The sequence below is a fragment of the Brevibacillus brevis genome (genome assembly GCF_900637055.1).
GTDB lineage: Bacteria > Bacillota > Bacilli > Brevibacillales > Brevibacillaceae > Brevibacillus > Brevibacillus brevis.
In genome coordinates, this window is the sequence record NZ_LR134338.1 from 6,120,874 (window position 1) to 6,144,002 (window position 23,129).

The following is a 23,129-nucleotide window of genomic DNA, read 5'->3' on the forward strand; positions in this document are numbered from 1 at the left end:
ATCTATAGAAAGCGCATTACATCGATGAAACGGCGCGAACGTAAATAACTTCGTAGGTGACTGGAATCCCCGTTTCTCTTTTATACGTCTGCTCATAGTAACGAATCATTTCTCCAAGAAGTTTTCTGCGCCCAAGACCGCTCCCTTGCTCCATACTTGCACTGGCGCCCACTGCTTTCACGGCATGCAAGAACTCCCGTACCCCCGGATAAGTTAGCCGTTCATATTTCCTAATCACCTCTATATCCGTAAACCCTGCTTGCTCCAAAAGCCCGTGCCAATCACGTGCAGAGAGAAACTCCAAGCCATGGCGTACTCCCTTTTCCCCCAAAATCGCATGTGCATTCGCAAACGAATCATGCAGCTCCCAAAAAGTATCGGGTCCAAATGTCGAAAATACCAAAGGTGCTCCGGGCTTCAGGATTCTTCCCAATCCTTTTAGCGTATGCGCTGGCTTGGCAAACCACTGAAAACACGCTCCTGAAACGATCAAATCCTTCGACTTCGCCTGTTGTTCCCAAACCCATTCTTCGGCATCGGCTTGAAAAAATGAGCAAATCAGGCCGTACTGCTCCAGATTGTTCCTTGCCTGCTCCAGCATACCTGACGCCATCTCTACCGCTTCGTAATGGGCATCAGAAAAATGGCTGCGAATGACGCGGGTTAATCCCCCTGTCCCGCAGCCAATCTCCAGAATGTTTCGCACCTCATTCTCGTTCGTTATTTCTGTCACCATTTGACTCACATGATCGGCCATCTTCTTTTGCACGCGTGCATATTTTTCGTATGAGGCAGCCTTCTCACTAAATCGGCTGCTGATTGCCCTCTTCTGCAAGCTGCTCCACCATCCTCTTTAGCGATTCTCCTACAACCTCTGGAACAAATACATGCGGAGCATGACCACAGTCAGGAATTTGCACGAAATTCGCACCCGTAATGCTACTCGCCAGTTCTTTTCCGGCTGCGAGCGAACAGATAGCATCCTCCGTTCCATGAATAACGAGAGTGGGAGTAGTCAGCGAAGACAGGAACGGGCGGCAATCCTCTTCTTCTAAATAGGACAAGCCCGCAATCAATGCCGCCGTACTCCACTTCTGGCTATCCACCCCCACGCGCAAGTCTGTTAGCTCACGCTCTCCTGGTGTTAGCATCTGTTCGACAAATACGTCCATCACCCGCTCGCGTGCTACGGAAAGCTGCCTTTTCATCCTTTGCAAAACAACAGGATACCACCCTTTGCGAAGGTCTTGCTGTTCGCAGGTAAAACGTGCTGTGGTGCCGATCAAAACAAGTCCTGAGACTGGGTACTGGGCAGCGAGGCGCATTCCGAGCATGCCTCCCATGGACCACCCCACAACAATCAGTTCCTGCGCCGACAGAGAGCGGACTGCCTCTTCTACTCTCTCGTAAAATTGCAAGGAGTCAGTGACGTCCGAATAAGTAGGAATGATGTGCTGATAGGAAGGAAATTGTGAGCGAACTGCATCCCAACTGCATTCCGGCATTCCCCACCCGGTTAGCCACAGCATCACTTTTCTCACGTTATCGTCCCTCCTCTAAGAAGCTCGTCTCTGATATCGCTCACTTGCTCGCAAGCCCACTCCAGCTCTTCGAACGTATGGGCAGCCATCACCGTAAAGCGGATACGTGCGGTTCCTGCTGGCACGGTAGGGGGTCGAATCGCCACTGCTGCAATCCCTCGCTGCCGAAGCCTTTTGCTGAATTGCAAAGTCCACTCATTTTCTCCTAATGTGAGCGGGATGATTGGCGTATCTTCTTCGTCTACGGTAAACCCGCGTGAGCGAAGCAACTGGCGAAACATGAGCGCATTCTGCCTCACTGCTTTTCTTCGCCAAGACTCTGTTTGCACCACAGACAACGCCGCCAGATTCGAGCCAATCACAGTAGGAGGCAGAGCTGTCGAATACACCAGTGAGCGCGCTTTTGTCATCAAGTAACGAATGATGATCTCATCTGCGCATACGTATGCCCCATAAACACCAAATGCCTTACTGAAGGTTCCCATCAAAACATCGACTTGTCCGGCGATGCCCAGCTCGTGGCACAAGCCCTGCCCTTCTTCACCACGCACTCCCCCTGCATGGGCTTCGTCAACCATCAGCATGGCATCGTAACGATCTCGCAGTTGTACCAATTCAAGAAGAGGGGCTTTATCACCATCCATGGAGAATATGCTGTCCGTGACAATCCACTTCCGTCTTGCATCCTGGTGCTTTTTCAGCAAAAATTCCAGATGCTCCATGTCGTTATGTCTGTACCGAAAATGCTCCGCCCGACTGAGCACGATCCCATCGACAATGCTGGCGTGATTCAACCGATCACTAAAAACAGCGTCGCCTCTTCCGGCAAGTGCTGCAATTACCCCCGTATTTGCCTGATAGCCGTTCGCAAAGACAAGCGCACCTTCTCGCTCTTTCCACGCCGCAAGCTGCTTTTCCAGCTCGTCGTACAAAGCGTAGTTGCCATGGACGAGACGAGAGGCAGTTCCTCCTGCCCCCCACTCCTCTGCCGCCATCTTGCCAGCTTCCACGATTCGTTGATCGTGGGCCAAGCCCAAATAGTTGTTCGATGACAGGTTTAATAATCGTTTTCCTTCGACCTGAATCCACGTGCCTGTGCGATCACTGGCTGACTCTACGGTATTCCATTCCCTTGCCAACGATTGTTTCCGCAATGAATCGTATTCTTTTTCCAACCATGTGTATCGTTTGTTCATGGCAGACCTACTGTCCTACAGCGCACACAGCTCGATTTCAAACCCGAGGTCTTCAATCATCTGATGGTCTGTCGTGATTTCTTGCCCGGGCGTAGTCAAATAGTCGCCCACGAACAATGAATTAGCTGCATACAAGGAGAGCGGCTGCAAGGTGCGCAAATTCACTTCGCGACCACCTGCAACGCGAATTTCTTTATCCGGGCAAATAAACCGGAACAAGGCTAGAACACGAAGAGCCTTCATTGCCGGGGTGCGTCCTTTATCCTCCAACGGTGTTCCTGGAATCGCATTTAAAAAATTGATCGGGATGGAATCTGCGTCAAGATTGCGCAGGGCAAACGCCATTTCGACGATCTCCTCATCGCTCTCTCCCATGCCGATGATCACGCCTGCGCATGGCGACATCCCTGCTCTTTTCACGGTATCAACCGTCTGTACACGCTGATCGTACGTATGTGTTGTCGTAATTGCTTCGTAATGGTTGCGACTCGTGTTGAGATTATGGTTGTAGCGGTGAACACCTGAGTCTTTTAGGCGCGTCGCTTGTTCGTCGCTTAATATCCCTAAGCACGCGCAAATTTTCAGCGGCATCGTCTCGCGGATTTCTTTGACTGCCTCGATGACCTGGCCCAGCTCTCTTTCCGTGGGACCACGCCCTGAGGCGACAATACAGTATGTACCTGCTTTTCGATTCATGGCTTCTCGCGCACCTGCGAGCAATGTCTCCTTGTCCAGCATCGTGTACTTGGATACGGGTGCATTCGAGACAATCGACTGCGAGCAGTAACCGCAATCCTCCGGGCATAGGCCACTCTTGGCGTTGATGATCATGTTCAGTTTGACCTTTTTTCCGAAAAAGTGCTTTCTGACGCGAAAAGCTTCGTTCATGACCAGCAGCAGCTCATCATCTGGCGCTTGCAACACCTTCATTGCTTCTTCCTGCGTAAACTCTTCTTTGTTCATCGCTTTATGAGCGTATCCCTTCCAATCCAGACAGGTGCTTTGCTTCATTTTCTCGTCTCCCCTTCTTGTTATTTATGGCTCCACTGACACAACTGACCGATGTCTACGCATTCTCGGATTAGCTGTGTCAACTGCTGGCGCTCAAACGGTTGGTCTATCCATGGAAGCACGCCCCATACGGGAACTCCCCCATAGCTCTCAATCATGCTCGCGTTTGTTTTGACACTCTCATCGATGACACCAGCTGAGTTGGTTTGATTCAGGATGACACCTACAACTTCGATTCCGAGTTCCCGTGCATACCAAACGGACAAGAGCGTATGGTTAATCGTGCCGAGCCCAGCCCGAGCCACGATGAGCATCGGCAGGTTCAGTCGAGCAGCAAGATCCGCCATCGTTTCGGTTGGGGTCAATGGAACAATCAGACCACCTGCTCCTTCGACAAGGAGTGCCGGATAACGTTCCATCAGAGGTCGCCCTCCAGCAAGTACTTCCTCCATAGTCAAGCTTTTCCCCTCTGCTTCCGCAGCCAATAAAGGGGTAAGCGGTGCCTCAAAACAGAGCGGGGCTATCTCCTCACACGCGTCAGGCACTCCGCTCCACGATCTCAAGTGCATAGCGTCACTGCCCTCATCATGTGCTCGTGCACCTGACTGGACTGGCTTCCAAACCCCTATGTCCACTCCTGTCTCACGCAACACGGATGCGATTCCGGCAGTCACAACCGTTTTGCCCACCCCTGTATCTGTTCCTGTGATGAACAATCCGGAAAAGGGCCGATCAGCCATACCAATCACTCCTCCGTATCACCTGACGTTACTTCCTGAATCGATTCCGCCAAAATCCGAACCATGTCAGCCAATTCCTCGGTTGTAGATACTAGCGGTGGGATAAAAACGATAACATTGCCCAACGGTCGTGTCAGAAGCCCTTTTTCTCTCGCTACCTGACAGACACGCACACCGACCCGCTCATTCCAGTGATAAGGCTCTTTGATCTCTTTATCCCGAACCAGCTCGATTCCCGCCATCAAGCCTTTTTGCCGGATTTCTCCTACATGAGACAGGTCGCGAAGTGGCTTTAGCAATTGATCTAGATCGATTGCTTTTTGTGCTACTTGTTGAACGACTTCGCGCTCCTCCATCAGCCGCAGGTTAGCGAGCGCAACTGCACAGCCAAGTGGATTTCCCGTGAATGAGTGTCCGTGGAAAAAGGTTTTCTGTTCCTCATAGTCGGCGAAAAAGGCATCATAAATCTGCTCGGTTACTAAGGTAGCCGCTACTGGCAAATACCCTCCCGTGAGCCCTTTCGCGACCGCCATGATGTCTGGCACGACCTCATCATGCTCACAAGCGAACATTTTGCCCGTGCGTCCAAATCCTGTCGCTACTTCGTCGGCGATCAGCAATACATCGTAGGCGCGCAACAGCTCCGCGATTTTTTTCAAGCAACCGTCCGGCATGATAATCATGCCGCTTGCTCCCTGAACGACTGGTTCCACGATCATCGCCGCAATCTCATGAGCTCTTTGCTTCAGCAAGCTTTCCAGACTGCTCAATGTGGCCTGAACGGCTGCTTCTTCGCCGCCTTGCCTGTATGGATAAGGGTATGGAATGACATGCGGAGAAAAGAGCAGCGGTTTGTAGACCTGATGGTAGAGAGGGATGGCTCCCACACTGGTGGCTCCAATCGTATCTCCGTGATAGGCATTGTTCATCGTGATAAACGAATGCTTGCCGGTCTGCCCGCGATTTTGCCAGTATTGGAACGCCATTTTCAGTGAGATTTCGACCGCCGTTGCCCCGTTGTCAGAGTAAAAGACTTTGCTCAATCCTTTTGGAGCGAGGTGGATCAGCTTTTCCGCTAATAAAATGGATGGGACGTTTGCCATGCCGAGCAAGGTAGAATGGGCAATCTGGTCGAGCTGGTCCGTGATCGCCTGATTCAGCTCGGGAACGTTGTGGCCATGGACGTTCAACCACACTGAGGAAAAACCATCGTAGTAAGCCTTGCCGTTCACATCGAACAGCTTGATCCCTTCTCCTCTCGCAATAATTAACGGCTCCTGTGCGACGTAGTCTTTCATTTGGGTGAAGGGATGCCAAACGTATTGCTTGTTTTTGGCGGAGAGCTCTGCATAATTATTTAACAACCAAATCACAACCTTGGTTAACATATATTTGTTAACCGTTATTTTAAATTGGTTAACCTATTTTGGCAAAGCTTTTTTCTCGACTTTGAAAAATTAGCAAGAAGGTCCTTCTGGTTTGAGTCAACATAGTGGAGGAGAAGAAAAAGCGCAGTTCTCTTCGACTCTGACACGCCAGCAGGGGGGATTTACTGTCCGTCTACACTTCCAAAAGGGGACCGTCGAGCCAAAGCCACCCTACGGGCGGAAGCTTCTCAAGGAAGAAGTGTTCGACAAGCGTGGTCCCCTTTTGCAAGTTCCGACTGGGTAGGCGTTGTCAAGGTCTACGAGCCCTGCACTTTTTCTTCTCACCAGCTTTGTCAGTTCATCAATACCTTCTAAAACTCCGGAAGGCGACAGAAAAAGGCCAAGCTCCTCTTCGTTAGAGAAGCTTGACCTTTTATACTCCGTCTATTTATCTTGATGCAGGATGCGATAAAGCGCTACGACACACACTGCTCTCGTCGTCGGTTTATTCGGCTGATAATTTCCTCCAACTGGATCAATCAGACCGAGTCCGACCATATTGTTGATGGATGTAGATGCCCAGGATGGCCAGGTCCCTTTATCGGATACCTTTTTCGTCGCTCCCTTTTTATTCACGAGACGATCGAGAATGACTGCAGCCTCTGCGCGAGTCACTGGCTGATCCGGACGGAAGGTGTTATCTTTATACCCTTTCACCAGGCCTTTGGAAACAGCAACCTGTACGGCACCTTGCGCATAGGAAGGCACCTTATCCTTGAATTTCAGCTTTGGCGAGGAAGGGAGGTCCCATTCAAAAGTGCGCGCGAGCAGGGTGACGAACTGTGCTCTGGTCAAGGAAACCTCTGGACCGAACGTCGTCTCCGTCAAACCCTTCACGTAGCCCTTTTCCGCCATGTAGGTGATTTCCGCCTTGGCTGGATGCTTCGTGATATCGGTAAATCCAGCGCTGCTCGTGCCTGCATTGTCTAGGTAGTACGGAATGTACTTGCCGTAGCCGTTGACTTCATATACCCACTGCCCTTGAGCATTCATGGTTCCAAGCAGCGGATCCAATGTATTGTTCACTTCGTTTACGTACAAGAGTCCAACGCCTTTTCCAGCGAGCCATTGCTTCGGTGCTAAGGTCAACTGAATCGAAGAAGTGGAAATCGCGTCCTCTTGTCCCGCTTTTAGTTCGCCCGGCTTAATCGTAAACGAATAATCAGCAGGCACATAGCCTGGCATTGGCTGGGTCACAATCGACTCCACATCAATGAGCGCACTATCTAGGTAAGGTGCAGTATTTGCAAAGGAATAATGGAGATCCAGCTCCGCCCCGAGGGACATGCTGCCTGGCAGTTCAGGAACAACGGCCGCATCGCTCGGTTGACCTGTCTGGTTGCCCAAGAGGAGCGAGAATTCGTCGAAGTACAGTGTTCCTTTGTCGTGTGTAATGCCATCATTGGCTTGGTCAACGACATACACACTCTTCAGCTGCAACGGATACGCAACATTGCTCGGGAAGTAGCCTTTGACCTGCTTCCAGCCTGTCCAATCGATCTCTTTTGCCAGATCGACATAGACCGGCTTGCCGTTTGCATCGACTACTTCTGCACGGAGCCAATGTCCGCTGTTGTCACCATTGACCCACAAGCCCAATCCGAGTGGTTTGCCAGGGATGGTCACAGGCTTTGCCCCCAGAACGCCGTACGAAATCCGCATGTTGTTCGCAGGTGCTCCAGAGAAGTTGTACACCAGCTTCGCTGCCTTTTTCGTGCGGAATGTCTGATCAGAAACGAGCGCGAACGAGCCAGCGGAACTGATGCTGGATGGATTTGCCGCATGGTACATGCCTGCCTGATTATCGAAGGTGAGCCATGGTTGCTCAAATTGTCCGACGGCAAATGGTACGGTTGTCGCCACGCCATCATACGTAATCGTCAGGTTTCCGTTGCCCGGCTCATTGCCTGCTACCAGTTGCAGATTGTCGTTAATCGTTGCTACAGAAGAATCGACACTCGCTTTTACGCTAAGTGGCGTTGCTTGTACGGTAGAGCCCTTCTTCGTTTTGATTTTGACATCGAGATTAAGGGATTGTCCCGGTGCAATCGTGATCGGATTCGGGGAAACGATGATTTGCTGGACATCGTTGCCGGAAATGACTTGAATGTCTTTATTTTGCGTCACATTGCCCAATCGCGCTGTCAATGTGATCTTGCCGGAGCGAGCTGGTGTGAATTGCTTGCCATTTACGGTTCCTGCTTCGGACTGGCTCGCATCCCAACTCACGTCGCCTGCATTGATCGCATATGGCTGGTAATGAACGTCATATCCTTTGGATGCGCTGAGCGGGATAGATTGTCCGATAAGCACATCTGCCGGTACATCGATTTGGAAGCCTTTCAATTCTCCAGCAGGTGCCGTGTTGTATACGGCCAGTCCAGTAGGCACTCGACGCTCAGCACCGCCGCTCGGCTTATTCGCCAGATTCGCGTGTGTCTCACCCAGCATGCGAGCTGCCATGGTCGTAGAGCCACCACCGTCAAAGTTTACAGCCCGATAAGAGCCGAGCTCCGCCATGATTTTTGCCAGTTCGTCCAAATAAACACCTTGGCTCGCATCGATCGTGACCATGTACAAGGTCTTCCCGTCCTGGGAAACACCGACCGCTGTGCGTGCCGTTTTGTTCGTGATGGACTTGTCCGCTGGAAAGGACGAAAGTGCTTTCCCTTGATCGACTAAAAGGACATTGCCACCCACCGCATGGTTCAAGTCGAGTGTCTGCGGTGTTGTTTGGTACTCAACTGTTGCAGTAGCGCCTACTGGGAAGTTTTGTTTGAGAAAGGCTCCTGCTGCTCCATGTCCCCAAAGGACATAGCCGTTGTAAGGTATGTATACGCCAGGTTGATTCACACGAACTTCTTTGGCTACGTTGTCTACAAACAGAATCTCGACGACATCTTTGTAGCCCGATATGGTCCCCAAGCTGTTTTTGCCAAAGGAAGGGGTATAGACGTTCAGTTGGTTCTGGTGACTTTTTCGCCCATCACTCGGGTTGTACTCTTCCTTGTTAACTCCTTGAATCGAATAGGTAGCGCCATTAGGAGCTGTAACCTTGCCGCCAAAGCCAAACTTGTCGACGATAGCCATCTTGTCTCCAGTCAAGCCTAGCGCGTACCAGTAGGAGACCAAGCCCATGGAAGAAATGAGTTCGTCATCTTTCATGACAATGCCAAACGGCGCTCCCCGCTTCGACATGTTAAAAAAGTCGGCATTGATCGCTGCTACAGCTCCTGTTTCACGCGCCATTTGTGTAACCGTCTGCCTGTCTGTCAGCTTGCCTTTCGTTCCGTATACCGGTTTGACCTCAACGTAAGGATTATTCATGTCAACCTTGGTCACCATGATCGTGACTACTTGGTTGGCAAATGATTTCGTATATTTCTGCAAAGTGGTCCCTTCACCAATTGGGGTTTGCCACATCATATTCAATGCACTGGTTTCCGCTCTGGCGTGTGCGACATTGGTCGCAAACGGCACAAACGGAACAAAAGCTCCCCAGGCCATGGTCGTGGCCGTGAGCAGCGTCACTATCCTTTGCGCTCTCATGTTGGTAACTCCTCTCCGTATTCCAAACTCTGTCTTTCTACCCTCTAAGCCAAGCAACTAAATATTAGACGCAAAAGGTCATGGATAGTTTCGCCAATTCTCTTGATTCTCTATTAGAAAAACATACCAAATCGTCAGTCATCAAAACTAAAATATCCCTCTCCAACAAGAAACCCGCCCGGTTTTGACGAACGGTACCTGGCGGGTTTTCCTAGCTGTATGTTACTGACCTGGTTGGAAAGGCTCTGGTGGTTCAGCTCGCAAACCAAAATGATAGAGGATTGCTTCTACGATACGGCGGGAAGCCTCGCCATCCCCGTACGGGTTGACAGCGTGCGCCATTGCATCGTAAGCCGCTTGGTTGGTCAGCAATTCTTTTGCCATTGCATAAACTTGCTCTTCGTCGGTTCCCACGAGCTTCAACGTGCCTGCTTCAATACCCTCAGGACGTTCTGTCGTATCGCGCAGAACCAGAACTGGTACGCCAAGAGACGGCGCTTCCTCTTGCACCCCGCCAGAATCGGTCAGGATGAGATGGGCACGACGAGCGAAGTTGTGGAAATCAAGGGCATCCAATGGTTCGATCAACGAAATACGATCGTGGTTTCCGAGAATCTCCTGCGCCACTTCTTGTACAGCAGGATTCAAGTGAACCGGATACACAACAGCAATCTCAGGATGCTCGTCCACCAGTCTTCGAACTGCACGGAAAATACGGCGCATCGGCTCGCCCAAATTTTCGCGGCGGTGTGCCGTCATCAGCACCAGCTTCTGACCAGCTACGCGATCAAGCACCGGATGCGTGTAATCCTCGCGAACCGTTGTTTTCAGCGCGTCAATCGCTGTATTTCCTGTCACGTAGATGCTCTTTTCCGGCTTTGCTTCGCGACGAAGATTGTCAGCCGATCCATTGGTCGGAGAGAAGTGAAGGTCAGCCATTACCCCTGTCAACTGACGGTTCATCTCTTCCGGGAACGGCGAGTACTTGTCCCATGTGCGCAACCCCGCTTCCACGTGCCCGATCGCGACTTGATTATAAAAAGCAGCCAGACTCGCAACAAAAGTGGTTGTCGTATCCCCGTGTACGAGGACAATGTCTGGTTTTACTTCCTTCATCGTTTCATCCAGGCTCTCCAATGCGCGAGTGGTTACACCCACCAGTGTTTGGCGATCCTTCATGATGTTCAAATCAATGTCTGGTTGAATATCAAAAATGTCCAAAACCTGATCGAGCATTTGACGATGTTGGGCCGTCACGCAAACAACCGATTCGATCTGTTCGCTGTACTTGTTCAATTCATGGACAAGCGGCGCCATTTTAATCGCTTCCGGACGTGTGCCGAATACCGTCATTACTTTTACAGTTTTCATCCGTTTTTCCCTCTCTGATTACTTCGTGCCGTACAAGCGGTCACCCGCATCGCCCAAGCCTGGCACGATGTATCCATGGTCGTTTAAATATTCATCAACAGCCGCTACGTAAATATCTACATCAGGATGCTCGTCCTGAACCAGCTTGATGCCTTCTGGAGCAGCGATGAGGCACATCAATTTCAAGTTTTTCGCTCCACGTTTTTTCAAAGCAGTAAGAGCGGCAACAGCAGAACCACCAGTCGCCAGCATCGGGTCAGTTACGATCAACTCACGCTCAGCAACATCGGATGGCAGCTTCACATAATACTCAACAGGCTGCAGGGTTTCCGGATCACGGTAAAGACCTACGTGTCCTACTTTGGCAGCAGGGATCAGCCTCATCAGGCCATCCACCATACCAAGACCAGCACGCAGAATCGGTACCAACCCTACTTTTTTACCAGCAATTACATTCGACTGACAGGTAGCCACTGGCGTTTCGATGGTGGTTTCCTCCAACGGCATATCACGAGTAATTTCATAGCCCATCAGAGTAGTCACTTCATCTACCAGTTCGCGAAATTCCTTGGTCCCTGTATTCTTGTCACGAATATACGTAACTTTATGCTGAATCAGCGGATGGTCAAACACATATACACGGCTCATGTCATTTCCTCCGTTTCCCTATCAATGCATCCTTTCCATAATAGCTGGTGAGAGTGGCTCCGTCAATTTGCCTAATCTTCGTACTTTTTCGCATCCTTGATCCCTATCAACAGTGGACAAGTGAAAAAAAAGCAGACCCATATGGGAAAATTTCCACTGGGTCTGCTTCTCGTTGCCTTGCTTAGATATTCAATCCTTCGTACATCGGGAAACGTTGGCACAAAGCTGCCACACGTTGGCGTGCTTCCTCGTGCTTCGCAGCATCCTCTGGGTTTTTCAATGTCAGAGCGATAATCGCTGCTACTTCTTTCATTGCTTCCTCATCAAAACCACGGCTCGTTACTGCTGGCGTACCCATGCGGACACCGCTTGTAACAAACGGGCTTTGTGTATCGTAAGGGATGGTATTCTTGTTCGTAGTAATGCTTACCTCGTCCAACAGATGCTCAGCGACTTTACCTGTCAGGCCGATTTTGCTTACATCAACCAATACGAGGTGGTTATCCGTTCCGCCGGAAACGAGCGTCAGTCCTTCTGCCGTCAATGCCTCAGCAAATGCACGTGCATTCTTGACGATGCGAGTTGCGTAATCCTTGAACTCTGGTTGCAGGTTTTCGCCGAAGGCAACCGCTTTTGCTGCGATCACATGCATCAACGGACCACCTTGAACGCCCGGGAATACGGATTTGTCGATGCCTTTCGCGAATTCTTCTTTGCACAAAATCAAACCGCCACGTGGTCCACGCAGAGTCTTGTGCGTCGTAGAAGTAACGAAATGCGCGTGCGGTACTGGGTTTGGATGCAGACCTGCCGCAACCAGACCAGCGATGTGCGCCATGTCCACCATGAAGTATGCGCCCACTTCATCCGCGATCTCACGGAACTTGGCAAAATCAATCGTACGCGGATAAGCACTCGCGCCACAAACGATCAGTTTTGGCTTGTGCTCCAATGCTTTTGCACGAACAACTTCATAGTTGATCAGGTGAGTATCTTCATCTACACCGTAATCAACGAAATTGTACAGAGTACCGGAGAAGTTTACTGCACTACCATGCGTCAAGTGACCACCGTGGGACAGGTTCATTCCCAGTACAGTGTCGCCTGGCTGAAGAATCGTGAAGTATACAGCCATGTTCGCCTGAGCACCGGAGTGTGGTTGTACGTTTGCATGTTCAGCGCCGAAAATTTCTTTTACGCGGTCGCGCGCGATGTTTTCCACGATATCCACATACTCGCAACCACCATAATAGCGGCGGCCTGGGTAACCTTCTGCGTATTTGTTCGTCAAAACGGTTCCCATTGCTTCCATAACTGCGCGGCTTACGAAGTTTTCAGAAGCAATCAGCTCAATCTTGTCGCGTTGTCTTCCGAGCTCCAATTGGATGGCTTCCATTACTTGCGGGTCTTGTTTACGCAAAAAATCTAGCATAGTAGTTTCTCCTCCTCTTTTACGTGCAGCTTTCATTCGGTAGTGTCTTCTCATACACGGCGCGCGGTCCGCCAATCAGCTTGGGACGTGTGCGCGCTGCCGTAACATGTGCTTGTCCAATGAGACGCAATGTCGGACGAACCGGTACTGCCACATGCTTTAGATGCATGCCGATAAGCGTATGGCCGATGTCTATGCCTGCATGCGCGCGAATTTGCTCCACAAGGGCTGCATCCGTGAACTGTGTAAATGCATGCGCAGCCATAGAGCCTCCAGCAGTCGGAACGGGAACAACCGAAACCTCTTCCAGTCCGTATCGCAATGCCACATCGCGCTCGACGACCAGAGCCCTGTTCAAATGTTCACAACATTGAAAGGCAACAGCAAAGCCGCGTTTCTCTACAACAGATTGGATTCCACGATACAGAGCTTTTGCTACATCTTGGCTGCCAGCTTTTCCGATATGCTCCCCGAGCACCTCGCTGGTACTGCATCCAATCACCATGAGTTGTCCGGCTGCAAGCTCTGCCATATCGGCTACTTCTGCGACAATGTCACTGATTTGTTTTTCGATAGCGGATAAATCCACTTACTTCACTCCCGCATGCTTCGCTTCAATTTGGGAAATTTTTTCCACACGACGCTCATGGCGACCACCTTGAAACTCTGTTTCCAACCAAATTTTCACGATATCAAGCGCAAGACCCGGTCCAATGACCCGCTCACCCATCGCCAACACATTCGTGTTGTTATGCTCACGGGTAGCGCGTGCAGAAAACGTATCATGCACGAGTGCACAACGAATGCCTGGAACCTTGTTGGCTGCGATTGACATGCCGATACCTGTTCCGCAAACGAGAATGCCTCGATCAAACTCCCCCGCTGCCACCTTTTCTGCTACTGGCAAAGCATAATCGGGATAATCAACCGATTCCTCGCAGGTGCAGCCGAAGTCTTCCGTCTGGATGTTCATGGAGGCCAGCAGAGTCTTGATCTCCTCTTTTAGCTTGTATCCACCGTGATCAGCAGCAAGTGCTACTTTCATCTGTCATCCCTCGCTTGTCTCATAATCTTCGTCTAGTATACATCAAAAAACAATAAGTAAAAAGTGAACATTTTTATCTGGTCATTAAAAAATCGTTCGTACTCTCATAAAAAACAAGGCCCTGGCTATACACCAGCACCTTATTCATCCACTGATTTACGAAGACCTGGGTCCTTAAACATCATGGAGAGCCTTTCCAGTGACTCTTCGATTTCTTCGGCACACCTGCGATAATCCATCAGTGATCCCCCATATGGATCGGCAATATCACTAAAGCCTTCTATCCCAACGAACTCCTGCAGGGTATGAACCTTTTCAGCCGCTGAGGGGAAATACGTCAAGATCGCGCGCTTATGACCGTGCGTCATCGTCAAAATGACATCAGACCATTCAATCAACCCTTCGTCTACCTTGCTGGCCTTATGATCGTGGGCAATTCCTCGCTCATCTAATACTTGTTTGGCGTGCAAGGAGGCATCCTGACCGGCAAATGCCGCCACTCCAGCTGAGCGTATCTCAAGTCCCTGTCCGTCTGTCTTCGCACGGAACATCGCTTCTGCCATCGGGCTTCGGCACGTATTTCCCGTACAGACGAATAGTATCCGTTTCACGTATCGTTCCTCCTCTCCTCTTAATTAGTCCGGTTATATCATAAATTTTAACCCAAAACCAAACAAAATAAGTCCACCTACTAATTCGCTATAATCCCCAAGCCACCCTCCCACACTCCTGCCTAACAATAAACCGAAGTAAGACATGGTGGCACCCATGATTCCAAAAAGGGAGATGGCCAAAATTCGATTGACCTCGATCAAGCCGAACGAGAAGCCGACGGTGAAAGCATCCAGGCTGACACTTAATGCGAAGAGCATAAGTCCGAACCCTTTTGTCTTCAACACACTTTTTTGATCCCCTTGGACGAAGCCATTCCATAGCATATGCAAGCCAATGATCATCAGGACACCGCCGCCAATAAACACGGCTATATCTCCAACCAAATCGGACAAGTATGCTCCAACGACAATCCCAATGATCGGCATCATAATGTGAAACAGTCCGATGGTGATACTTACTTTGACAATCTCTCGTAACCGAATCCCGACCATTCCTACGCCAATTCCCAACGAAAAGGCATCCATACTTAAGGCGAAAGCAATAATGAGCAACGTCAAAAATTGCCCCCATTGGAATAACACCTGGTCCAAGCAGCTCCCCTCCCGTCTCTTCACCTTATGCGGACAAGGGGGAGTTTAGGACAGGTTTACACGGACAAGACACGGCCTCCAGCAGCCTTTTCCAAGCGATTCATCACAGCCATACCCAACCCGTTTCGCGGGAAAGTCTCACCAACAATATACTGCACTTCTTGGTCGTCGAATTCCCGCAGCACAGCATAAAGCTGTTGGGCAACCACTTCCAGATCCGCTTGTGATCCGACCACCAGAACGACATCTGCCGCCGCGTGGCTTTGCCAAAACGGAGCTGTTTCTTCCTTTGCGAGCACACCCGTTTTTTGACCGTGCTGCTTCGCCTGTTGCAGCATGTCTTCCATTTTCACCCGAACTTTTTCACTCTCTCCTGACACTAGCCACATTTCCCCTTCAGGAGCGTAATGCGTATATTTCATCCCTGGAGAGCGCGGTGCCTCGGCTGCTCCCACTTGAAAAGAAGGGTCGAGTTCCACATAGCCAATCACTGGTTCCATTTGCTCCCGTGTGATGCCCCCTGGCCGCAGAATCATAGGCGGGTCCTGCGTCACATCAATGACAGTAGACTCTACCCCAACACCTGTTGCCCCACCATCGACCACACCTGCTACGCGTCCATCCAAATCAGCCAATACATGCGCCGCTGTCGTTGGACTCGGACGTCCAGAGCGATTGGCGCTCGGAGCTGCAATCGGTACTCCCGCTTCCTTTATCAGCGCCAAGGCAATCGGATGATCAGGCATGCGAACCCCGACTGAATCCAGTCCTGCCGTTACCAGCGAAGCTACCTGATCCGTTTTTGGCAAAATCACCGTCAAGGGTCCAGGCCAAAACGCCTCCATCAGCTTTTTCCCTTTCTCCGGAACCTCACTTGCTACCGTGGACAACTGGTCCCACGCTCCAATATGTACAATCAGCGGATTATCGCTGGGTCTGCCTTTTGCTGTAAATATTTTTTCCACTGCTTCATCTGATAATGCATTCGCTCCCAAGCCGTAAACCGTCTCCGTGGGAAACGCGACAACTGCCCCTTCTCGAAGAAAACGGGCTGCATCCACAATCTGTGCACAACTATGCTGATTTTCCACATCGTTATCCACAGACCAGACTTTTGTCACAAAATTCATTTCCATCGTTAAAAAATCCTTTCTCTAGCTCGTTTCTTTGTAAGGAGTGCCTTAAGTATAGATGTGCACCAAAAAGTTTTCAACAGGCTGTGGGTAACTTGTGAATAACTTTTCTGAACAGCGTGGAAAACGGAACATTGTTACCTTTTTTTAACTTCATCCGTCATAGGCTTGTAGTAGAATGAATACGAAAACAAAACAATAACTTTCCCTTTATCGAAAGGACCGTGAATGAAATGTCATCTTTTAAATCCTTAGCTTCCAGCCTGCTTGGCACAGCTGTATTGTTAACAGCCGTCGCTGCTCCAGTATTTGCAGCACCTGCTTCACCTGCACCCTCCACAAAGCCTGCTGTACAAGCGCCAAAGCCACAAGCTAACGGTGTCGTGTTCACACCAAAAACCATTACGGTCGATACGAAAGAATTTCAAGGTAAAGTATCCATCCCAGTGATTAGCGGGATGAAGGATAAAGCTTTTGAAGCAAAACTGAACGCTACTCTGCTGAAAGAAGCACAAACAGGCTTGGCGGAAGGACAAAAAGCCGGCAAAGAAGATGCGGCAGAAGCGAAAAAACACGGCTGGGAGCCACGTCCTCATTCGCTCGACATCTCCTATGAGGTACACAATGCCGGCAAGCTCGTTTCTTTCTCGGTACAGACATACATTTATACAGGCGGAGCACATGGCATGACGGATGTTACGTATTACACCATCGATAATCAAGCCAAGGCAAAACAATTGAAGCTGGCTGACCTGTTCCAGTCTGGCTATGACTACCGTACCATTCTCACTCAAATCATTGCACAACAAATCAAAGAAAAAACCCAGACGGATGGCTTTAATCCTTACGATGGATTCGAAAGCATCAGAGAGGATCAAGGATTCTCCTTTAAAGATGGCAACTTGATGATCCACTTTGGTCAATACGAAATTGCCGCTTATGCAGCAGGAATGCCAGAGTTCGCGATCCCTGCTCATCGTTACCAAGGTCTGTTGAAGCCTGAGATTCGTGAGGCTTTGTTCAAAAAGTAAGGATAGCAATTCAAAACGACACCTGCACATGCGGCGGGTGTCGTTTTTTATGTCCAGCTTAGGAGAGCCAGCTCTCAATTTTTTCCCATAAGTAAAATCTCACTTCTACTTCAGGAGCAGAGGCGGTTATTTCCTTTACTTTTTCTACCTCTTCGGACTCTTCTGCCTCTACTTTTGTTTGCTCAGCGTCCACACTATTTGATTCGGAATGTCGCCCTACTTCGTTCTCTTCTAAGGGTAAGACCGCTACTGGCTTTCTATCAAACCGATCATAGTCTTCCTCTGGTACAGCTGCTGTCGTTTGCTCCGATTCTTCAGGCTCTGGAGTTGGCTCGGCTTGTACAGCGTCGCCATTGGACATGTCAATAAAGCAGAGCGGCGGGAACAGGACACACCACCAGTTTTGACCTTTTGCCTCTCCAATTTGAACACGGACTGCTCGGTAATTACCCGCAGGATACACATAGGAGCCGTACAGCTTCGTCGGAAAAGGGACTTGGCCAAAGTCGATTACAGCTTTGTACGAAAAACCGCGCTCCTTGATCGTTTTGTCTACGACTTGTTGAAGGACAGGCAATTGTGATTGAATCACTAGCTCTGCTTCCTCCAAAGTCTCGATATCTTCCGCCCACGTATTCATTTGAGCGATAATCGCATCTCTGACTTCGCGCTTTAACCATTGATCTTGGACAGAATCGCTGTTCGCAATAATACGCAAGCGAACGGATTCCTGAGGGATCGGCCCATTATCCAACACATTGGCCGAAGTAAGCTGTCCCTCCCAGCTCATCATAAGCATAAACAGGCTAAATGCCATCAACAACATCCGTTTCATCGTTATCCGTCTCCCTCTATACTGATCTTCTCTCTTTAGCAATCAGTATGGACAGATTCACACGATTTCAAACATTCATTCCCTATGTAAAAAAGGCGAGACGAGTCAGCGCTATCGTCTCACTCCGATAACAACCCGCTCGATCCCCGCCAAATCTGGAACAATCTCTACTTCATCCATGACACCGGATGCCCGCATCAATGCCGCTACATCTCCAGCCTGATAAATGCCTACCTCAAACGCTACGACCGCTCTTTCTTTCAATAGATTCGGCAACGCCTCACACAGTCGACGATAGCAATCCAGACCATCTTCGCCGCCATCCAAAGCCAAGCGAGGTTCATGTACGCGCACTTCATCGTCCAGCTCCTCGACATCACGACTCGGGATATAAGGCGGATTGGACACGAGGATGTCTACCTTTTCGCCTGCTTCCAAAAGCGGCTGCACCAAATCCCCTTGTAGAAAGCGGACATCTGCACCAAGACGACTTGCATTTTCCCGAGCGATTGCCGTTGCCTCAGGAGACAGGTCCACCGTAGTCACGCGCCATTGCGGTTTTTCTAACGCGAGCGTAATGCAGATGGCTCCGCTCCCTGTGCCGATATCCACCACCGCCAGCTCTTCCCGCTCAGGCCAGAGCTTTGCAGCGGCAGCCATCACTTGCTCCACCAGTATTTCCGTTTCCGGCCTAGGGATCAGCACACCTGGTCGCACCGTAAAAGAACGCCCGTAAAACTCCTGTTCGCCAAACATGTATTGCAATGGCTCGTTATTCGCCCTGCGCATGCACAGTCCGTCCAGCTTCCCCAATGTTTCTGCATCGATAGAATCCGTCATCGCCATTAAAAAGCGCGTCCGATCCCAGTCGAGACAGTGACGAATCATTAGCTCCGCTTCGAACAAAGGATCCTTTGTCCCTTTTTCCCGCAAAAAGGAAGAAGCCCGTAAGAGGGCTTCTCGAATCGTCGTGACATCAGACCAATCAAGCTGAGTGTGCATGGCTTTTCAAAAGCTCCGTTTGTTCATGCAGGATCAGGTTGTCGATCACTTCATCCAATTCGCCTTCCAATACCGATTCCAGTCGGTGCAGGGTCAGACCGATGCGGTGGTCGGTCACGCGGCTTTGTGGATAATTGTACGTGCGGATGCGCTCGCTTCGGTCACCAGTACCCACCAAGCTTTTGCGCGTAGCATCTGCTTCCGCATTTTGTTGTTGCATGTAGAAATCATACAGACGAGCGCGCAATACACGCAGCGCTTTGTCTTTATTGGAATGCTGGGATTTCTCGTCCTGACAAGAAACCATGATACCTGTAGGAATATGCGTTACGCGAACCGCAGACTTGGTCGTGTTAACGCTCTGACCGCCTGCACCACTGGAGCAGAACGTATCGATGCGGATATCTTTTTCGTGTACTTCCACTTCCACGTCTTCTGCTTCTGGCAGAACCAGTACAGTCGCAGTAGAAGTATGGATGCGTCCGCCGGATTCGGTAGCCGGGATGCGTTGCACACGATGCGCGCCGCTTTCGAATTTCATTTTGCTGTAGGCACCACGACCGGACAGCGAGAAGACAATTTCCTTGTATCCGCCGATATCGGTTGGGCTTGCCTCCAACACTTCAATTTTAAAAGCGTTGCGCTCTGCAAAACGCGTGTACATACGGAAAAGCACAGCGGCAAACAGTGCAGCTTCATCGCCACCCGCAGCACCGCGGATTTCCACAATCACGTTTTTCTCATCGTTCGGGTCTTTTGGAAGCAACAGGATCTTCAAGCGATCTTCCAGTTGTTCCTTGCGTGCTGACAATTCATTGAGCTCGAGCTTGACCATTTCACGCATCTCGTCATCCAGCTTCTCTTCCAGCATCGCTTTCGCGTCGTCGATTTGACTCACCACTGATTTATATTCACGGTATGTCGTTACCGTCTCTTCCAACGAAGATTGTTCCTTGGACAGTTCACGCAAGCGTTTTGTATCACTAATGACGTCGGGGTCACATAGGAGGTTGGTTACTTCTTCAAAACGCTCTTCGACTGCAGATAAGCGTGTAAACATTTTTATTTCACCCCATCGCAAAGAATAATAGCCTTTTGGCGCAGGCGAAGCCTTGGTAGCATGTATGTTAGATATGAATTGCGATAAAATGCTATCTACCATAAAAACGGTTATAACAGATAAATTATAGGAGGAATGGCGCAAGAAGTCAAAGCGCATTATTACTGGAAATGTTTTACCGATGCCAAACAGGCCCGGCTATGCCGAGCCTTGCTACATACGTCCTGCTCACCTGTCAGCGATGGTAACCGTCATGCGAGGTTAAGTGAAAATCGTAACGCGGGATTCTTTCCTGAAGAAGCGAAATCACCTGCTGCTCGATGGTTCGCGCTTGATTCGCAGTGATGTTATGCACAAGGTCAAGAGTAACATATGCATTGGCATCGCTGAGTGTGATGCGAGCATTTTCCACACCTTCTACCGACATGGCGATCCTCTCCATATTGGTCGCGTAGACTTGGGTATTGCGTGAGTTCCAGTGGCCGATAACCATATTCGGATTTTGATTGCGCCCCATTAACGGGTCACGATCCGCAGCAACAGGCGCACGTCCTTGCAGGGTATTGCCACTTTGATCCCCTCTGATCTTCATATCGTGCTGCGTATTCCTCATATCCGGACTGTAGCCCTGCTGCCTAGCCGTATTTCCCCCGCATCCGACAGTGAGGACAGTCGTAAGTACAACCAAGCCCAGAACGACACGCGAGCTGCGTAAAAGCCAATTAGGTTGTGTCCACATGAAAAAGCCACCTCCTGTTTTGCTTAGTCTGCGCATCGCCTCTTGGGCTCATGCACGGGACAAACAGGGGTGGCTTATGCTTTCTTTATTCGGTAACTGGAGGGGTATAGTAATGCTTGCGACAGACGCTGCTGTATGTATCATTCCCAGCAATTTCAATCGTCTCCCCAGAGTAGACGGGTTGTCCATTTTTGAACTTGAGAATATGCGTCGCCTTTTTATTGCAGTAAACACAAACCGTTTTAATTTCTTCTACTTTATCAGCCTCGCACAACAGAGCGGCGCTGCCAGGGAAGAGCTCATTCTTGAAATTTTTCAACAAGCCATAGACGATTACGGGGATTCCCAGCTTGTCTACGATCCTGACGAGCTGGTCCACATGGTGGCGGCTGATAAACTGAGCCTCGTCAACCAACACACAATGCGGCTTGACTGACTCTGCTTCTACGATTTGATACAGATCGGTCTCTTCGTTAATCGGAATCGCTTCTCTGCTAATCCCAACACGCGAAGCAACTTTTCCCACGCCATAGCGATCATCAACTGCTGGAGTAAACACTACTACTTTTTTCCCCGATTGCTCGTAGTTGTGGGCAACGGTCAATAATTGAATGGATTTGGAAGCATTCATCGCTCCATACCGAAAATATAGTTGTGCCACGTCTCTGTCTCCCTTTGCCTAAAAGTCGTTACTTAAGTCTTTGCATGGCGGTCTTTTGCCTCCTGAAACAAGGCCATGGCCAGCTTTCTTCTTTGTGCATGGTCCACACAAGGAATCGGGTAGTCGAAGCCAATCTTGCAGCCTGCTTGCTCTTGGATATGCTCCGGCATGTCCCACGGTTTATGAATATATTGTAGAGGTACTTCACGCAGTACGGGAAGATATTTTTTGACGAATGCACCGTCTGGATCAAACTTTTCCCCTTGTGTGACCGGATTAAAAATCCGAAAATACGGTTGCGCATCGGTACCAGTCGAAGCACTCCACTGCCAACCCCCGATATTTGCCGCTTCATCGAAATCGATCAACTGCTGTGCGAAATAGGCCATTCCCCAACGCCAATCCACAAGCAAATCCTTCGTCAAAAAAGAAGCGGTGATCATCCGCAGCCGATTGTGCATCCATCCCGTCTCATTCAACTGCTTCATGGCGGCATCGACAATCGGGTAGCCCGTTTCCCCTTGACACCAATGGGTAAAAAAATCCTTCCTATTTTCCCAAGCGACCGTTTCAAATTGTGGCAGGTAGGCATGGTCAGTCGTGTGCGGATGGAAATAAAGAACCTGCTGATAAAATTCTCTCCAAATGAGTTCCGTAAGAAAAGCTTCGATCGAGGCAACCTGCTCACCCTGCGCGGAAGCAAGCACTTCCTGTACGCTATGATACACCGTCCGTATAGACAGAGTACCTGCGTTTAGGGCAAAAGATAGCCGGGAGGTCGCATTCACCCCTGGCATGTCGCGTTTTTCTTTATACGTATAAATGTCTTCATCTAAAAATTGCTGCAATCGTTTACGTGCCGCTCGCTCCCCGAACTGCTCCATTTCCCACTCGGTGCCAATCGGTCGTTTTCGTCCAAACGCTTCCACGGTAGGAACCGGCTCACTCGCTAATTCCTTCAACCGATCAAATAGATTCCATGTTGACAGCTGAGGGAACGGTCTCTCTTTAGGCAGCGTCTGCCAAACGCAGCGATAAGGTGTAAAAACGGCATACGGCGTCCGCTGCTTCGTCATAATTTCCCCGGGCTCATGCAAAACCAAATCCTTGCATGTATGTACAAACACGCCGTGACTGCTCAACACTTCTGACACCAACTCGTCTCGCTTGCGAGCCTCTGGTGTATAATCCCGATTGAAAAACAGCTTATCTGCACCTGTCTCTTGCACTAATTGACAGAGCACTTGCAGTGGGTTACCGTGGCGAATCAAGAGGCGTCCTCCCAGTTGAGCCCAAGCGTCGCAGAGTGAAGCTATCGCAGAAAAATGCGCATGCAGTCGCTTATCTCCTACAGTCGAAGAAAGACAAAGCGAATCCTCTACTATATAAACAGGAATAATCGGGTCGCCTGCGAGCATGGCTGCGTGCAGAGCAGCATGATCATGCAAGCGCAGATCCCGGCGGAACCAAACTATGGCAGTCATCGTTTGTCCTCCCGAAAAA

At 50.0% G+C, this 23,129-nt stretch carries 23 protein-coding genes; 2 read left to right on the forward strand and 21 right to left on the reverse strand.

From position 1 onward, the window contains the following. Positions 1-16 precede the first annotated feature (16 nt). The 6 genes from bioC to bioA are packed head-to-tail and all read right to left on the reverse strand — an operon-like array spanning position 17 to position 5,876. Complete coding sequence (gene bioC / locus EL268_RS29740) at positions 17-835, reverse strand: malonyl-ACP O-methyltransferase BioC (protein WP_106654771.1); 819 nt, start codon at positions 833-835, stop codon at positions 17-19. Next, positions 804-1,541: an alpha/beta fold hydrolase gene (locus tag EL268_RS29745; protein WP_106654772.1), complete on the reverse strand. Its 738-nt coding sequence runs from the start codon at positions 1,539-1,541 to the stop codon at positions 804-806. Before EL268_RS29745 ends, bioC begins: the two co-directional genes overlap by 32 nt. Continuing rightward, positions 1,538-2,737: an 8-amino-7-oxononanoate synthase gene (bioF, locus tag EL268_RS29750; protein ID WP_106654773.1), complete on the reverse strand. Its 1,200-nt coding sequence runs from the start codon at positions 2,735-2,737 to the stop codon at positions 1,538-1,540. Before bioF ends, EL268_RS29745 begins: the two co-directional genes overlap by 4 nt. Positions 2,738-2,752: 15 nt before the next feature. Further along, on the reverse strand, positions 2,753-3,748 hold the full coding sequence (bioB, locus tag EL268_RS29755; protein ID WP_106654774.1) for a biotin synthase BioB: 996 nt from the start codon (positions 3,746-3,748) through the stop codon (positions 2,753-2,755). 20 nt (positions 3,749-3,768) lie between these two features. Beyond that, a complete protein-coding gene (gene bioD, locus EL268_RS29760; protein ID WP_106654775.1) occupies positions 3,769-4,488 on the reverse strand; it encodes a dethiobiotin synthase in 720 nt (239 codons plus the stop codon). A gap of 5 nt (positions 4,489-4,493) precedes the next feature. Then, positions 4,494-5,876 (reverse strand): adenosylmethionine--8-amino-7-oxononanoate transaminase, encoded by a 1,383-nt coding sequence (gene bioA / locus EL268_RS29765; protein ID WP_106654776.1) that lies wholly within the window; start codon positions 5,874-5,876, stop codon positions 4,494-4,496. 91 nt (positions 5,877-5,967) lie between these two features. Here bioA and EL268_RS29770 point away from each other — a divergent pair, with 91 nt between their 5' ends. After that, positions 5,968-6,159: a hypothetical protein gene (locus tag EL268_RS29770; RefSeq protein WP_106654777.1), complete on the forward strand. Its 192-nt coding sequence runs from the start codon at positions 5,968-5,970 to the stop codon at positions 6,157-6,159. Between the two features lie 140 nt (positions 6,160-6,299). Here the strand turns inward: EL268_RS29770 and EL268_RS29775 are convergent, their stop codons facing one another. The 9 genes from EL268_RS29775 to EL268_RS29815 form a co-directional block, all read right to left on the reverse strand. Next, positions 6,300-9,464, reverse strand: a complete 3,165-nt coding sequence (locus EL268_RS29775; protein WP_106654778.1) for a phosphodiester glycosidase family protein — start codon at positions 9,462-9,464, stop codon at positions 6,300-6,302. 222 nt (positions 9,465-9,686) lie between these two features. Further along, positions 9,687-10,835, reverse strand: coding sequence for a non-hydrolyzing UDP-N-acetylglucosamine 2-epimerase (gene wecB, locus EL268_RS29780; protein ID WP_106654779.1), 1,149 nt, complete (start codon positions 10,833-10,835; stop codon positions 9,687-9,689). 18 nt (positions 10,836-10,853) lie between these two features. Next, entirely contained in the window at positions 10,854-11,483 is a 630-nt protein-coding gene (gene upp, locus EL268_RS29785; protein ID WP_047069825.1) for a uracil phosphoribosyltransferase, read from the reverse strand. Positions 11,484-11,664: 181 nt separating this feature from the next. Next, the gene (locus EL268_RS29790; protein WP_106654780.1) at positions 11,665-12,915 is read right to left on the reverse strand and encodes a serine hydroxymethyltransferase; all 1,251 of its coding nucleotides are present in this window, start codon (positions 12,913-12,915) and stop codon (positions 11,665-11,667) included. Positions 12,916-12,934: 19 nt separating this feature from the next. Continuing rightward, positions 12,935-13,504 carry a TIGR01440 family protein gene (locus tag EL268_RS29795; RefSeq protein ID WP_106654781.1) on the reverse strand — a complete coding sequence of 190 codons (570 nt, stop codon included), beginning with the start codon at positions 13,502-13,504 and terminating at the stop codon, positions 12,935-12,937. After that, positions 13,505-13,960 (reverse strand): ribose 5-phosphate isomerase B, encoded by a 456-nt coding sequence (rpiB, locus tag EL268_RS29800; RefSeq protein WP_007725502.1) that lies wholly within the window; start codon positions 13,958-13,960, stop codon positions 13,505-13,507. It abuts the gene before it with no gap. A 140-nt stretch (positions 13,961-14,100) separates the two neighbouring features. Continuing rightward, positions 14,101-14,571 (reverse strand): low molecular weight protein arginine phosphatase, encoded by a 471-nt coding sequence (locus EL268_RS29805; RefSeq protein WP_106654782.1) that lies wholly within the window; start codon positions 14,569-14,571, stop codon positions 14,101-14,103. Positions 14,572-14,604: 33 nt separating this feature from the next. Beyond that, positions 14,605-15,165 carry a manganese efflux pump MntP gene (locus EL268_RS29810; protein ID WP_106654783.1) on the reverse strand — a complete coding sequence of 187 codons (561 nt, stop codon included), beginning with the start codon at positions 15,163-15,165 and terminating at the stop codon, positions 14,605-14,607. Positions 15,166-15,221: 56 nt separating this feature from the next. Next, the gene (locus EL268_RS29815; protein ID WP_106654784.1) at positions 15,222-16,301 is read right to left on the reverse strand and encodes an L-threonylcarbamoyladenylate synthase; all 1,080 of its coding nucleotides are present in this window, start codon (positions 16,299-16,301) and stop codon (positions 15,222-15,224) included. 230 nt (positions 16,302-16,531) lie between these two features. Between EL268_RS29815 and EL268_RS29820 the strand changes: the two genes are divergently transcribed. After that, positions 16,532-17,329, forward strand: a complete 798-nt coding sequence (locus EL268_RS29820) for a DUF3298 and DUF4163 domain-containing protein (protein WP_106654785.1) — start codon at positions 16,532-16,534, stop codon at positions 17,327-17,329. Between the two features lie 58 nt (positions 17,330-17,387). Here the strand turns inward: EL268_RS29820 and spoIIR are convergent, their stop codons facing one another. The 6 genes from spoIIR to EL268_RS29850 form a co-directional block, all read right to left on the reverse strand. Then, positions 17,388-18,164, reverse strand: coding sequence for a stage II sporulation protein R (gene spoIIR / locus EL268_RS29825; RefSeq protein ID WP_106654786.1), 777 nt, complete (start codon positions 18,162-18,164; stop codon positions 17,388-17,390). Positions 18,165-18,275: 111 nt separating this feature from the next. After that, positions 18,276-19,166, reverse strand: coding sequence for a peptide chain release factor N(5)-glutamine methyltransferase (prmC, locus tag EL268_RS29830; RefSeq protein ID WP_106654787.1), 891 nt, complete (start codon positions 19,164-19,166; stop codon positions 18,276-18,278). Further along, complete coding sequence (gene prfA, locus EL268_RS29835; RefSeq protein WP_047069834.1) at positions 19,150-20,226, reverse strand: peptide chain release factor 1; 1,077 nt, start codon at positions 20,224-20,226, stop codon at positions 19,150-19,152. Before prfA ends, prmC begins: the two co-directional genes overlap by 17 nt. A 235-nt stretch (positions 20,227-20,461) precedes the next feature. Next, positions 20,462-20,965, reverse strand: a complete 504-nt coding sequence (locus EL268_RS29840) for a sporulation protein (protein WP_106654788.1) — start codon at positions 20,963-20,965, stop codon at positions 20,462-20,464. Positions 20,966-21,050: 85 nt separating this feature from the next. After that, positions 21,051-21,626, reverse strand: coding sequence for a thymidine kinase (locus EL268_RS29845; RefSeq protein ID WP_106654789.1), 576 nt, complete (start codon positions 21,624-21,626; stop codon positions 21,051-21,053). Between the two features lie 32 nt (positions 21,627-21,658). Next, the gene (locus tag EL268_RS29850) at positions 21,659-23,110 is read right to left on the reverse strand and encodes a cryptochrome/photolyase family protein (RefSeq protein WP_106654790.1); all 1,452 of its coding nucleotides are present in this window, start codon (positions 23,108-23,110) and stop codon (positions 21,659-21,661) included. Positions 23,111-23,129: the final 19 nt, after the last annotated feature.